Consider the following 14,170-nt stretch of genomic DNA (forward strand, 5'->3'; position numbering starts at 1 on the left):
TCAGCACCAGCATGCGCGAGATCATCACCGACGTGCTGGCCTCGCCCGTTCCTGTCGTCGGCTATGTTGCGCCCTCCGGCGCCCATGCCGCGAGCGCCGGGACCTATATTCTCTATGCGACTCATCTCGCAGCCATGGCTCCCGGCACAAATATCGGCGCCGCGACGCCGGTGCAGATCGGCGGCCCGTTGCCGGGTCTGCCGGGCAGCACCCCGGACAAGGACGGCAAGGACCAGAAGGACGGCGGCAACCCGTCCACGACCAAGGATACCATGACGGCGAAGGTGACGAACGATGCCGTTGCCTTCATCCGCAGCCTCGCCGAGCTGCGCGGCCGCAATGCCGACTGGGCCGAGAAGGCGGTCCGCGACGCGGCCACCCTCTCCGCCAACGCCGCGCTGCAGGCCCATGTCATCGAATTCACCGCGCATGATCCGGCCGACCTGCTCAGACAGGTCGACGGCCGGACGGTGGAGCTTGCCGGCGGCAAGACACAACGGCTGGCGACGAAGGATGCCGTGATCGAAGCCATCGATCCCAACTGGATCTCGCGCGTGCTTGCTGTGATCACCGACCCCAACATCGCATTCGTTCTCCTGATGGTCGGCATCTACGGCCTGATCTTCGAATTCATGTCCCCCGGTGCCGTGGCGCCCGGAGTTGTCGGCACGATCTGCCTGCTGCTCGGCCTCTACGCGCTCAACATGCTGCCGATCAACTATGCCGGCTTCGCCCTGATGCTGGTCGGGATGGCGCTGCTCGCGATCGAAGCCTTCAACCCGACTATCGTGATCGGCCTCGGAGGCATCGTCGCCTTTGTGCTGGGAGCCGCCATGCTGTTTCGGATCGAGGCGCCCGGATACCACCTTTCATGGTCGGTCATCGGCATCGTCGCCGCGATGTTCGCAGGTCTCATTCTGGTCGTGCTCGGGGCGCTGCGCCGCGCGCGCAACGGTCCGTTCCGGACAGGTGCGCAAGCCATGCGCGGGCTACCGGCCGAGGTGCTCGACTGGTCCGAGACATCAGGTCACGTCTTCACCAACGGCGAACGCTGGCAGGCGCGCAGCACCGAGGTGTTCAAGGCGGGAGAGACGGTCGAGGTGGCCAACATCGTCGATTTGACGCTGGTGGTACGGCGTGCGCCGGCTTCCGCCGGCGAAGGAGGTACAGCATGATGCTTGATTATTTTACCTATGCCGCGGTCGTCCTGCTTGTCATCATCTTCCTGACCCAGGCCGTGCGCGTCCTGCGCGAATACGAGCGCGGCGTCATCTTCACGCTCGGCCGCTTTACCGGGGTGAAGGGCCCGGGGCTCATCATCCTGATTCCGGTGGTGCAGCAGATCGTGAAGGTCGACCTCAGGGTGATGGTGCAGGTGGTGCCGCCGCAGGACGTGATTTCCCGCGACAACGTCTCGGTCAAGGTCAACGCTGTGCTCTACTTCCGCATCGTCGACCCCGAGCGCGCCATCATCAAGGTCGGCGACTACATGGCTGCGACCAGCCAGCTTGCCCAAACCACGCTGCGCTCGGTGCTCGGCAAGCACGAGCTCGACGAGATGCTGGCGGAACGCGACAAATTGAACGCCGATATCCAGGAGACCCTCGACAAGCAGACCGACGTCTGGGGCATCAAGGTCACCGCGGTCGAGATCAAGGATATCGATCTCAACGAGACCATGGTGCGGGCGATCGCCAAGCAGGCCGAGGCGGAACGATTGCGGCGCGCCAAGGTGATCAACGCGATGGGCGAGCAGCAGGCCGCCGAGAAGCTGGTCGAGGCGGGCCGGATCCTCGCCCAGGAGCCGCAGGCGATGCAGCTCCGCTATTTCGCCGCGCTGCATGACATCGCCGGCGAACGCTCATCGACCGTGGTCTTCCCGCTCCCGATGAACCTGCTCGATTACCTGACGCCGCGAGGTGGAACGACGTAATCCGGTTTGCTAGTGCCCGTGATGCTTGGCCCGCCACGCCGGACCCGGGCCGCGCATATAATGCGCCTCGGGCCGGTAGCCGCTGATCGGCTCCTCGCCGATCCAGGCGAGGAATTTGAGCATCCCTTCCGCGGCGCGGCGCAGCAGGGCAGCGATGAATGAAGCTGCGCGCATCTCAATAGTCCCACTTCTCGCCGAGCACGACCGGCGGGCGCGGATATTTCTCGGCATCGCCGCCGAGCATGCCGACATGGAGATGGGCGCGCGCCCAGTCTTCATGGCCGCGATGCAGCAACAGCTCATTGCGCAGCCGATGGATCTTGGCGGCGGCGATGGCGCGGTGAACGGTCCTGAAGGCAAGGCCGATCCGCCGGATGATCCGCCGCAGCGCCAGGGGCGCAGCACCGGCCGAACCGTGCGGCCGGGCATCGTGGTAATGGAGCAAGGTCATGTCCCACCTTCCTGTTGGCGGCGCGTGCGAGCGCACCGCGTCACGCCAAACATGCTGGGACGGCCGTAGGAATTCGAGAGGACCCGCCGCGATGCGGCATAGGCGCCGCATAAAGACCGCCGCGCCGCCTGCCGTGACGGGGCAACCCTGGACCGTCGGAACAGGACGGAGCCCACGCGTGTTGACCAACGTCTATTCGGTGCTAGCCTTTTGATCACGAATTGTCGTCAAGCGGATTCGATAACCGCGTCGAGGGTGGAGACCATGAACCTCGCATCGCCAACTGTCGCAACCGCCGGGCCCGTCCACTCCGATGGCGTCATCGCGGCAGGCGTCTACGTCGAGGGACGGCGCGTTGCCAATATCGCGATCGATGAAGCGGCGGACTGGCGCAACAGGCCGGATCACGTCGTGTGGATCGGCCTGCACGAACCCGATATGGCAATACTCAGTAGCTTGCAGCGGCAATTCCAGCTGCACGACCTCGCCATCGAAGATGCGGATCACGCGCATCAGCGGCCGAAGATCGAGCAATACGGCGATGCGCTGTTCATCGTGGCCCGCACCGCGCAGCTCGACGGCGAAAGTATCGCATTCGGCGAGACGCATCTGTTCGTCGGCGAGGGATACATCGTCTCGGTCCGACACGGCGCCTCGACGTCCTACACGCGGGTCAGGGAGCGCTGCGAGAGTTGCCCGCGCGCGCTTGCCCGGGGCGAGGACTACATCCTCTATGCCATCCTCGATTTCATCGTCGACAACTACTCGCCGGTGCTCGAGACGATCCAGGACGAGGTCGAGGCGATGGAGGCGGAGGTGCTGGCGAGCGCGATGACGCGGGCGCAGATCGAGCGGCTCTATTTGCTGCGGCGGGATCTGCTGCGTCTGCGCAACGCGATTGGACCGCTGGTGGAGGTCTGCCGCAGGCTCGAACGCGACGATCTGCCGATGGTACGCGACACGATGCGGCCCCTGTTCCGCGACGTCACGGATCACGTCCGCACCATCCAGGAACGGATCGACTCGCTGCGCGAGGTGCTCGCCTTTGCGTTTGAAGCAAGCCTGCTCGTCGGTCAGGCGCAGGAAACGGCGATCTCCAAGAAGCTCGCCTCATGGCTTGCGATCGTTGCGGTACCGACCGCCGTCGCCGGTATCTACGGCATGAATTTCAAGTACATACCGGAGCTGCAATGGGAGTACAGCTATTTCGTCGTGATGGGCCTGATGCTGGCCGCATGCGGCGGGCTGTTCTGGCGATTCAGGCGTTCCGGCTGGCTGTAGGCGGCGATCAGAACATCGAGCCATTCCGGTCCCGGCAGAGGGCAGCGGCGCAGCGCAGCCATGCCGCAAATCGCGAGATTTCGGATGATTTTACCCTCGATCGGCGGCGCGAGCGGCCGGTTTACGGTCGGCGGCAAGACCGGTAACCTCACCTCCCAATGCGACGTGGAGACTGCCCATGGTCCCTAAGGATCAGATCAACTGGATGCTGACAGACGCGATCGAGGCGCTCGCGCGGGCCGAACGGTTGCACCAGAGCTTCCTCAATTTGCACCCGCGCGGGGAAACCAGCGAGCCGAGCTGGGAACCGCCGATGGACGTGATCGAGACCGAGCAGGAAATCCTGATCCTGGTCGCGCTGCCGGGGGTCGATCCCGAGGAGGTCGAGGCCGCGCTCGACGGCGGCACGCTGGTCATCTCCGGCCGCCGCACCTTGCCCGCCGAACTCCGCAACGCCCGCATCCTGCGCCTCGAGCTGCCGCAGGGCCGCTTCGAGCGTCGCATCGCGCTGCCGACCGGCCGCTACACCATCAGCCGCTTTGCCGCGCATGGCTGCGTCGGCCTGCGGCTCGGCAAATCGAGCTGAGGATTTCGACATGGCTGCATCCGACATTTCAAATCCGGCGAGCTCGACACCAATCCCGAGCGACGCAACGATCATCGTCCCGGTGCGCAACACCGTGCTGTTTCCGGACGTCATCATCCCGATCACGATCGCGCGCGCGACCTCGATTGCCGCGGCCCAGCAGGCGGTGCGCGAGCAGCGGCCGATCGGCATCCTGCTGCAGCGTGACCCCGAGGCCAACGATCCCGGCCCCGACGGGCTCTATCGCGTCGGCACCGTCGCCAACATCGTGCGCTACATCACCGGCGCCGACGACACCCACCATCTGGTCTGCCAGGGCGTGCAGCGCATGCGCGTGCTCGACTATCTGCCCGGCACGCCGTTCCTCGCCGCCCGCGTGCTGCAGATCCCGGAGCCGACCACCACCTCGCCCGAGATCGAGGCGCGCTTCCTCAATCTGCAGCGCCAGGCGCTGGAGGCCGCGCAATTGCTGCCGCAGACGCCGCCCGAACTGATCGCCGCGCTGCAGGGCACGACGTCGCCGGCGACGCTGGCCGACCTTGCGACCTCCTACATGGATATCAAGCCGCAGGAGAAGCAGGACATCCTGGAAACCATCGACCTCGTGGCGCGGATGGACAAGGTGTCGCGGCATCTTGGCGAGCGCATCGAGGTACTGAGGCTGAGCCAGGAGATCGGGCAGAAGACCAAGGCGGTGTTCGACGAGCGGCAGCGCGAGGCGATCCTGCGCGAGCAGATGGCGACCATCCAGCGCCAGCTCGGCGAGGGCGACGGCAAGGCCGCCGAAGTCGCGGAGCTGACGAAAGCGATTATCGAGGCCAAGATGCCGCCGGAGGCCGAGAGCCAGGCGCAGAAGGAATTGCGCCGCTACGAGCGGATGCCGGAGGCGGCGGCCGAATCCGGCATGGTGCGCAGCTATCTCGACTGGCTGATCGACCTGCCCTGGAGCATTCCGGAGGAGAAGCCGATCGATATCGCCGAGGCGCGCAAGATCCTCGACCAGGACCATTACGGCCTGGAGAAGATCAAGAGCCGCATCATCGAATATCTCGCGGTGCGCAAGCTCGCACCCGGCGGCAAGGCGCCGATCCTCTGCTTCCTCGGCCCGCCCGGCGTCGGCAAGACCTCGCTCGGCCAATCGATCGCGCGCGCGATGTCGCGGCCGTTCGTTCGTGTCAGCCTTGGTGGCGTACATGACGAGGCCGAGATCCGCGGCCATCGCCGCACCTATATCGGCGCGCTGCCGGGCAACATCATCCAGGCCATCAAGAAGGCCGGCGCGCGCAATTGCGTGATGATGCTGGACGAGATCGACAAGATGGGCCGCGGCATCCAGGGCGATCCGTCGGCCGCGATGCTCGAAGTGCTCGACCCCGAGCAGAACGGCACCTTCCGCGACAATTACCTCGGCGTGCCGTTCGACCTCTCGCGCGTCGTCTTCATCGCCACCGCCAACATGCTCGACGGCGTCCCCGGACCGCTGCTTGACCGCATGGAGCTGATCAGCCTCCCCGGCTACACCGAGGACGAGAAGCTCGAGATCGCCAAGCGCTATCTGGTGCGCCGCCAGCTCGAGGCCAACGGGATCAAAGCCGAGCAGGTCGAGATCGATCCGGACGCGCTGCGGCTGATCATCAAGAGCTACACCCGCGAGGCCGGCGTCCGCAACCTGGAGCGCGAGATCGGCAAGGTGCTGCGCAACGTCGCGGTGCAGATCGCCGAAGGCAGCACCAGCCACGTCACGATCGCACCGAAGGACATCGTCTCGCTGCTCGGCCAGCCGAGGTTCGAGAACGAGATCGCGATGCGCACCAGCATCCCAGGCGTGGCCACCGGCCTTGCCTGGACGCCGGTCGGCGGCGACATCCTGTTCATCGAGGCCTCGCGCACCCCGGGCCGCGGCGCGCTGATGATCACCGGACAGCTCGGCGACGTGATGCGCGAAAGCGTGCAGGCCGCAATGACGCTGGTCAAAAGCCGTGCCGCGCAGCTCGGCATCGACCCCGCCGTGTTCGAGAAGAGCGACATCCACGTCCACGTTCCCGCCGGCGCCACGCCCAAGGACGGCCCGAGCGCAGGCGTTGCGATGTTCACCGCCCTCACCTCGCTCTTGACCGATCGCACCGTGCGCAGCGACACCGCGATGACCGGCGAGATCTCGCTGCGCGGCCTCGTGCTGCCGGTCGGCGGTATCAAGGAGAAGGTGGTCGCCGCCGCGGCCGCCGGCCTGACCCGGGTGATGCTGCCGGCACGCAACAAGCGCGACTACGACGACATTCCGGCGGGCGCCCGCGCCAAGCTGGAGTTCATCTGGCTCGAACGGGTCGATGAGGCGATCGCCGCGGCGCTGGAGCCCGCCAAGGCAACGCCTGCGGCTGCGGAGTGAGCGCTTCGCAGCGATGATCACGGCCGGGCTCCCCAACCCTCCCCGCGCAAGTCGGGCCTGCCCCGACTTGCGTGAAGTTACGATACGCGACCGGGGTCGACCCCGGTTGCCGAGCGCCAGGGAAGCACCGGCGGCATGATTTCGGAATATTGGAAATATATCCGTGAGTTGCCCGACGTGTCAAGGAGCGTGGCCGAGCACTGCCGGCTCCTTTGCATGGGGTTGTTTTCGATATTTTGGCAACGCGCCTCCCCCGCGAGTGACCCTTGCGGGTGAGGGTTAGGGAGAGGGGTACCGCACGGCGCGCTCTCTCCACTCAATGTTCGACGTATTCAGAACTGTCTAGGTCTTGGCCATGCAGTCCGAGATATAGAACCAGCGGTCATCGCCGGTCAGTCCCTTCTGCTTCACCTCTTTGCGGCAGGCCTTGAGCTTGGGCTTGTTGGCGCGCCACTGCTCCTTCATGGCCTTCAGTTTCTCCATCGTCAGCTTGATCTTCGACGGCTTGGCCGTGGTGGTGGCGGCCGGTGCTGGTGCTGCCGGCGCCGCGGTCTGGGCTGACGCGGCATGCAGTCCCAGGGCGAGCAGCGCGGCGGCAAGGCAAATCCGGGTGCGAAACATTGAAATCCCCCAATCCGATTTCTGTTCATAGAAAAAAGCGAATGCCGCAGGCGCCGGGAATCGGCGGCCCGCGGCGATGATGGTCGCGATCAGAGGATTTTGACCGCGCTGAGCAGCGTCATGTAGATGCCCCAGGCCAGCGGAATGCCGACGAACAGCCAGAACAGCGCCGCCCTGCCGTCCAGACCGCCCTTGCCGATGCCGAATGATCCGGTCGCGCCGTTGCCGCCGGTCGCCGTCGCGGCCTGCAGCTTGGCCACCTCGGCGTCGCTCATGTGCCACTTCGGATCGACGGGCTTGATCAGATAGTTGCAGATGAAGCCGGCGATCAGCATGCCGCACAGGATGTACATCGTCGTGTTGTAGAGTTGGTCGCGCGGCACGCCGGCGGCGAGCTGGAATTCGCGAAGGTAGTTCACCACGACGGGACCGATGATGCCGGCGGTCGACCACGCCGTCAGCAAACGGCCGTGGATGGCGCCGACGAACTGCGTGCCGAACATGTCGGCGAGATAGGCCGGCACGGTGGCGAAGCCGCCGCCATACATCGACAGGATGATGCCGAGGCCGAGCACGAACAACAGCTTCGAGCCCATCGCGGCAAAGGTCGGCGCCAGCGCATAGAGCGCGATGCCGAGCACGAAGAACGTGTAGTAGGTGTTCTTGCGGCCGATCTTGTCCGACAGCGAGGCCCAGAAGAAACGGCCGCCGATGTTGAACAGCGACAGCAGGCCGGCGAAGCCGGCAGCGATCGCCGCGATCTGCGCCTTCTGCGCGGCATCGAGCGCATTGAATCCGACACTGGGCAGCCCGATCAGCTTGCCGGCGAAGATCTCCTGCAGCATCGGCGAGGCCATGCCGATCACGCCGATGCCCGCCGACACGTTCAAGCACAGCACCCCCCAGATCAGCCAGAATTGCGGCGTTTTGTGCGCGTTATCGAGGTGAACGTTCTTGGTCGAGATCATCGCGTTGGATTTGGCCGGCGGCGTCCAGCCGTCCGGCTGCCAGCCGGACGGCGGCAGGCGATAGCGGAACGCACCGATCATCATGAACACGAAATAGATCGCGCCCATGGTGAGGAAGGTCTCCCAGACGCCGACCGAGGTCGGGGTCTTGAAGTAGTTCATCAGCTTGTCGGCGAGCGGCGCGCCGATCATCGCGCCGCCGCCAAAACCCATGATGGCCATGCCGGTCGCCATGCCGCGGCGATCCGGGAACCATTTCACCAGCGTCGACACCGGCGAGATGTAGCCGAGGCCAAGCCCGACGCCGCCGATCACGCCGGAGCCGAGCCACATCAGCCACAGCTGATGGGTGACGATGCCGATGGCGCCGAGCACGAGACCACCGCACCAGCACAGCGCCGCGACGAAGCCGGCCTTGCGCGGTCCGACCTTCTCGAGCCAGCCGCCCCACACCGCCGCCGAGACGCCGAGCACCACGAAGAACAACGTGTACATCCACCCCAAGCTCGCGACCTTCCAGTCGCAACTCGTCGTGAACAATTCCTGCACCAGCGAGATATCGGGGCACGCCTTCGGCGCGGTCAGCCCGATCGCGCGCGACAGCGGCAGCCAGAACACCGAGAAACCATAGGCCATGCCGATGCACAGATGGATGCACAGCGCCGCCGGCGGCACCAGCCAGCGGTTGAAGCCGGCGGTCGCGATCGTGTGTTCCTTGTCGAGGAAACCTGCACCTGCCGCGGATACGCGTGCGGCGCTGCTCACTGTGGTCATTGACTCCTCCCCTGCAGCCGCCGTTGTCGGGCGCGTCTGCGTCTTCGATCCCGTCTCAGCCCGGTCTCAGCCCTTTGCGGCCACCGTCAGGCGGCTGCTCCGCACATTTCCTCGATGCGCCGGGACCAACCACGCGCATTCCGCAAATGCTAACCCCCAATACGACCGGATATGCCCGGCCGTGCCGTCCCTGATCTGGACGCAGGCCGGCCGCTGTCCGTCGCTGTACCCAGATCCGGGCACAGCTCCATCTCCGCAACCCGGGAGGAGATTATCAATTCGCGCAGAATGGAAAATAGGTGTCGATTGGCAAAAGGTAGATATCAAGCCGGATCTAGCGCGTACGCGGCGCTGCAGCATTTGAATTATCTATCGTTCCATTCGCCTTCTCGATCAGGAAAACGATCCGGACGTCGCTTCGTTCGGTGATCTCGACCCTGTCGCCGGTCTCCTGGATGAGGGCCGGGATATCGATCACCGAAAGCGGGTCGGTGCAGTGCACTTCGAGGAGGTCTCCCGCCGTCACGCTCTTGAGGGCCTTGCGCGTCTTCAGCGCGGGCAGCGGGCATTTCAGGCCGGTGAGGTCGAGCTTCGTCGTTGTCATGGTTCGACCATGGCGAAGCCGTCATGCATCGTCAACGGCGGCACCTTCTCGCCCAGTTCAGCTTTCCGCCGCGGCCGAAGCCAGCACGTCGTCGACCGGAATAGCGGAGCGCAGCATCAATTCGGCGACGTCCTCGATGTCGTCGAGATGCGCGACCGGCAGCCTGGTCTCGACCGCGACGTCACTGGCGATCCCGACCACGCGCGGGTCGTCGGGGAACAGCAGCGGCTTGCCGTTGGCGGCGCGATATACCTCGATCTTGTTGACCGGCTCGCGCTTGAAACCCTCGACCACGACCAGATCGACCTGCGCCATCTTGGCGAGCAGTTCCGGCAGCCGCGGCTCGCTGGCGCCGCGCAGCTCGTGCATCAGCGCCCAGCGCCGCGTCGAGGACACCAGCACCTCGGTCGCGCCGGCCTGCCGGTGCACCCAGGAGTCCTTGCCGGGAATGTCGACATCGAATTCGTGATGGGCGTGCTTGATCACGGAGACGCGCACGGCCCGGCCCAGCAGATAGGGGATCACCCGCGACAGCAGCGTGGTCTTGCCGGCGCCGCTCCAGCCCGCGAGGCCTATCACTTTCATACGCAATCTCCGCAGACATATAACGTCCAATGCTGCTTATATCAGCCTTGACGCAATGTCATGCCAGCCCCGCCGGCGGATGGCGATCGATCAGGCCCCCAAGGGGATCGCCTTCGGAAACCCCTGGAGCAGCCGCGCCCACAGCAGCGCGAACGCGACCGGGCCGCCCCATAAGGGCAATATTAACGGCATTTGCCGTACCAGTTCTCCCGATCAATGGGAGGCCTGTCCAGTGCCCAATCGTGATGGTGTTCGAGACGCCATAAGCCTGAAGAACAAGGTTCTGGTCACCACGATCTTTTTGGCATCCGGCGCGGCATCCCTGATCCTTCAGGTCCTCTGGTTCAAGCAACTGCAATTCGTGCTGGGAAGCGCGACCGTCTCCGTCAGCGTGACGGTGGCGAGCTTCTTCTTCGGTCTCTCCCTGGGCAGCGCTTTCGGGGGCCGGATCGCCGACACGGTCAGCCGCCCCCTGAAAATCTACGGCTTTCTCGAACTCGCGCTCGCGGCCGTTTCCCTGGCAGTGACCGCGTTCCTGTCGCACTGGTCGACATGGGTGGGCTGGCTGTCGCCCATGTTGGACCTGGAGTCCCCATTCCGGTTGCCGCTCATGGTCGCGCTGTCGCTCGCCATCCTGTCGCTGCCGACGATGCTGATGGGCGCGACCCTGCCCTTCCTCGTGAAGTTCCTGACCCGCACGCAAACCGACCTCGCCAATCGCATCGGCCTGCTCTACGGGTTCAACACCCTGGGCGCCGCGATCGGCACCCTGGTTGTCGGCTTTGCCCTGATGGGCCTCTGGGGAATCACCGGATCGAGCCTGGTCGCAGCAGGCCTGTATGTCTGCGTCGGCGGCGTCGCCCTGCTCGTTGCGCGCGGCGCAAGCCCGCTGTCGCCGGTCACGGCGGAAGCGCCGGTGCAAATCGCCGGGCCGGGGCATCGCGGCACGTCCATCCTCATCGCGATCTTCGCGTGCTCCGGATTCGTGTCCATCGCTTATGAAGTCGTCTGGTTCCGCTTCCTGACCAATGTCAGCACCTCGAGCGTTTACGCCTTCTCCGGCATGCTCGGTGTTTACCTGCTGGGCCTGGTGATCGGCGCCCTGATCTGCGCGAGGCTGCTCGCACCCCGCAAGGATCAATTGCTGCGATACTTCGCCGTAACACAGCTGCTCATCGCGGTTGCGGCCACGCTGACCGTCGGAATCCTCGGCAAGGCGCGCACTGTGGAAGCCGTGCTGTCTCCCATCGTATCGGGCCTGGTTCCAGTCCCGGCGCAGGAGCTCTTGGGAGGTGATGTTTCATTCTTCCTGATCTGTGCCGTTGCCCTGTTGCTGCCGACCACGCTGATCGGCGTCAGCTTTCCGCTGGCCAGCGAACTGACGGTGATGCAGATGAGCGCGCTGGGCCGTCGAATCGGCACGCTCTACGCCTTGAACACGATCGGCGGCGTGGTGGGCTCCCTGTCGGCAGGGTTTCTTCTGATCCCCTATCTGGGCAGCCAGGGGGCGCTCACCGCCCTGATTGTTCTGAATGTCCTGCTCTTTGTCGCGACGACCGTATCGCAACCGGGTCTTCTGAGGGAGAAAAGCCTGTGGCGGCAAGGGGCAGTCGCTGCAAGCATCATCGCCGTAGCGCTCCTGCTCTTCACGCCGCACTATCTTGAACGGGTCCTGACCGCGATCGAAGGCGGCAATGTCCTCGAGCTGCGCGAAACCAGGCAGGCAACATTTGCGGTGGTCGAGTATCGCGAGAAGGCGGCGGGCACCTATCAGCAATTGGTGGTGAATTCGAAGAGCTATGCCAACAACCGTCCCGAGGGCCGACGCTACATGGCCGCGATGGGGCACTATCCCGTTCTGCTGCACCCGGGCCCGGTCGAAACGGCGGTCGTGATTTGCATCGGGACCGGCACCACGGTGGGTGCGGTCAGCACCCATCAGGAACTACAATCCATCGACGCGGTCGATCTGGCCTCGACGGTTTTCGAGTTTGCGCCCCGTTTCGTGCCGATCAACAAGCAGTTCTATCAAAACCCCAAGGTCCATCAGATCGTCGCGGACGGGCGCCACTTCCTGCTGGGGACAAACGAGACATTCGACGTCATCACCCTCGAGCCCCCGCCGCCCCATGACGCCGGCGTCATCAACCTCTACACAGAGGAATTCTATGCGCTGGCAAAGCAGAAGATGCGCCCCGGCGCCGTTCTCGCGCAATGGGTGCCGCTGGATTTCAACCGCGGCATTCTTCCGAAGATGATCCTCAAGGCGATGATGGGCCAGTTCAAGCACGTCTCCTTGTGGTTGCCATCCAGAATGGAAGGCGTGGCCATCGCCTCCGATGAACCGCTGAAAATCGATCCTCGCGTGCTCGCCACGCGCATGTCGAAGCCTGGGGTGGCTGAAGACCTGACAGCCAACGGCCTGCGCTCGCCCGAGGATTTCCTGGCGACATTCATCGCCGCTGATGAAAAGCTCGCGGCCTTTGTCAGGGATGTGCCGAGCCTCACGGATGATCGGCCGCGTCTCGAATATTACAACTGGTATCCGCTGAGTTCGGTCAGCGTGGACGAACTGAAGCGCCTCCGCGAGCCCGTGGAAACTTATCTTGCCGACAAATCCATCGACGAGGCCCGTCTCGACACCGCGCGCACGGTGGCCAATGCGATTCTGGATGAGCACCAAGCCACGGCTGAGGGTGACAAGTCCGCCGCCCGGGCCGCGCTTCGCCTGGCCGTCAAACTGGATCCGGATAATTCCTATGTCGGCTTCCTGGACCGCAAGCTGCGCGAGTGATCGGGCAACCTCCTGGAGGACCGCCTTCGGAAACTCCTGGAGCAGCTGCGCCCACAGCAGCGAGCAGCTGCGCCCACAGCAGCGCGAACGCGATCAGGCCACAGTCGCGATATCCCCGAACCAGTTCATGGGCCGCCGCCCGGCTCGGGCTCACCCCGCGTGGGCTCGTTGTCCTGCAGGATTAGTCGGTCCGTTGACCGACAGGTCGCCCCGGCTTGGCAAGCCTTACCGGTCGGCTCTCTCTCGGGGGCTGGCCACGCACCCGGAACCGCTTTCGCGGGCGCTGCGTCTCGACCGACAGCACCTCTTCCAACGTTGTGTTCCTAAAGCGAAGCCTTCTTAACATCGCACCGCTCCCTGAGCGGGTGGGAGCCCATTGGTAGCTCAGTTACCGACGCCTTAGACAGGGCTCATGTCGGTGACGGAAGATAACCAACGACCGCACGCTTTGCTCCAAAAGAACCATTGCACCTTCGTCTCACATCAGGCGCCAACCGACTATCCAGCGGATATACCTCGAAGTTTCCAATGCACGGGGCGACCGGAACACGATAATGTGCAGCGCCGGAGCACCAGCCATGCCTCGCTCGCCTTCGATCGTGCCGCACCAAATCGACCACGACACCTATCTGGTGCTGAACGATTTTGGCCGGCTTGGCCGCGCCTGGTGCGAAACCGATGAAGAAGGCAGCGACCGGAAAACGCTGATCCGCCGCCTGCTGGATGACCATTACAGCCATCCGGTCCGCATCGTGGCCTTCAATACCAGCGAAGGATGGTCGCGCGACGTCACGACCGATATTGCCGACGAGCTTCGGCGCCGCTTCGTCGAATACGATGAGGTCCCGCGCTCCGTGCTCGAGTTCGTCGAGACGGCCATGCGGCACTGAGCCGGATCCGGCCGCACCGAGACCTGCGGCAAAACAACCCGACGGGCAACTCAGCAAGAACCCGTCAATCCTCGCGCGCAAAAAATATTTCGCTTTATCAGAAAACCAACTCAGTGTATGAATTGCCCGTCTCACCCGATCGAGGGGCGCTGCGCATGGTCACGGGTGTTGCGGTGAGATGCGGTGGACGCGGATCATGCTAGAGACGAAAGCATGTGATGCGGACGGTGAAGTCGTGTGGTCCTGACGCCCTAGCGGCAGGTGTCTTTTCGCACTGCGCGATGCGCGTTGTGAAGA

At 64.5% G+C, this 14,170-nt stretch carries 13 protein-coding genes; 7 read left to right on the forward strand and 6 right to left on the reverse strand.

Annotated features, from left to right (window positions below; genetic code table 11):
- Both H8B02_RS36595 and H8B02_RS36600 read left to right on the forward strand, forming a co-directional pair.
- Positions 1-1,175 (forward strand): NfeD family protein (locus tag H8B02_RS36595; protein WP_229170668.1); only part of this gene is annotated, 1,175 nt, incomplete at its 5' end.
- Positions 1,172-1,933, forward strand: a complete 762-nt coding sequence (locus H8B02_RS36600) for a slipin family protein (RefSeq protein ID WP_092116211.1) — start codon at positions 1,172-1,174, stop codon at positions 1,931-1,933. The genes H8B02_RS36595 and H8B02_RS36600, both read left to right, overlap by 4 nt.
- A gap of 9 nt (positions 1,934-1,942) precedes the next feature.
- Here H8B02_RS36600 and H8B02_RS36605 read toward each other — a convergent pair whose 3' ends face one another.
- Together H8B02_RS36605 and H8B02_RS36610 are read right to left on the reverse strand one after the other, a co-directional pair.
- Positions 1,943-2,107 (reverse strand): hypothetical protein, encoded by a 165-nt coding sequence (locus H8B02_RS36605; protein ID WP_171947520.1) that lies wholly within the window; start codon positions 2,105-2,107, stop codon positions 1,943-1,945.
- A 1-nt stretch (position 2,108) separates the two neighbouring features.
- Entirely contained in the window at positions 2,109-2,384 is a 276-nt protein-coding gene (locus H8B02_RS36610; RefSeq protein ID WP_229170669.1) for a hypothetical protein, read from the reverse strand.
- Positions 2,385-2,648: 264 nt separating this feature from the next.
- On the opposite strand from H8B02_RS36610, the gene corA reads away from it, so the two are divergent.
- The 3 genes from corA to lon all read left to right on the forward strand — a co-directional run bounded on the left by corA (position 2,649) and on the right by lon (position 6,637).
- Complete coding sequence (gene corA, locus H8B02_RS36615) at positions 2,649-3,665, forward strand: magnesium/cobalt transporter CorA (protein ID WP_229170670.1); 1,017 nt, start codon at positions 2,649-2,651, stop codon at positions 3,663-3,665.
- Between the two features lie 178 nt (positions 3,666-3,843).
- A complete protein-coding gene (locus H8B02_RS36620; RefSeq protein ID WP_229170671.1) occupies positions 3,844-4,251 on the forward strand; it encodes an Hsp20/alpha crystallin family protein in 408 nt (135 codons plus the stop codon).
- 10 nt (positions 4,252-4,261) lie between these two features.
- A complete protein-coding gene (lon, locus tag H8B02_RS36625) occupies positions 4,262-6,637 on the forward strand; it encodes an endopeptidase La (protein WP_229170672.1) in 2,376 nt (791 codons plus the stop codon).
- A 342-nt stretch (positions 6,638-6,979) separates the two neighbouring features.
- Here lon and H8B02_RS36630 read toward each other — a convergent pair whose 3' ends face one another.
- The 4 genes from H8B02_RS36630 to mobB form a co-directional block, all read right to left on the reverse strand.
- On the reverse strand, positions 6,980-7,258 hold the full coding sequence (locus H8B02_RS36630; RefSeq protein ID WP_229170673.1) for a hypothetical protein: 279 nt from the start codon (positions 7,256-7,258) through the stop codon (positions 6,980-6,982).
- Between the two features lie 89 nt (positions 7,259-7,347).
- Positions 7,348-9,000: an OFA family MFS transporter gene (locus H8B02_RS36635; RefSeq protein WP_229170674.1), complete on the reverse strand. Its 1,653-nt coding sequence runs from the start codon at positions 8,998-9,000 to the stop codon at positions 7,348-7,350.
- A gap of 334 nt (positions 9,001-9,334) precedes the next feature.
- Positions 9,335-9,604 (reverse strand): sulfurtransferase TusA family protein, encoded by a 270-nt coding sequence (locus H8B02_RS36640; protein ID WP_229170675.1) that lies wholly within the window; start codon positions 9,602-9,604, stop codon positions 9,335-9,337.
- A 57-nt stretch (positions 9,605-9,661) separates the two neighbouring features.
- On the reverse strand, positions 9,662-10,189 hold the full coding sequence (mobB, locus tag H8B02_RS36645) for a molybdopterin-guanine dinucleotide biosynthesis protein B (RefSeq protein WP_229170676.1): 528 nt from the start codon (positions 10,187-10,189) through the stop codon (positions 9,662-9,664).
- A gap of 79 nt (positions 10,190-10,268) precedes the next feature.
- Between mobB and H8B02_RS36650 the strand changes: the two genes are divergently transcribed.
- A complete protein-coding gene (locus H8B02_RS36650; RefSeq protein WP_229170677.1) occupies positions 10,269-12,983 on the forward strand; it encodes a fused MFS/spermidine synthase in 2,715 nt (904 codons plus the stop codon).
- Between the two features lie 578 nt (positions 12,984-13,561).
- Positions 13,562-13,873: a hypothetical protein gene (locus H8B02_RS36655; RefSeq protein WP_092116229.1), complete on the forward strand. Its 312-nt coding sequence runs from the start codon at positions 13,562-13,564 to the stop codon at positions 13,871-13,873.
- Positions 13,874-14,170: the final 297 nt, after the last annotated feature.

Source organism: Bradyrhizobium altum (assembly GCF_020889705.1).
In the GTDB taxonomy this organism is placed as follows: Bacteria; Pseudomonadota; Alphaproteobacteria; order Rhizobiales; family Xanthobacteraceae; genus Bradyrhizobium; species Bradyrhizobium altum.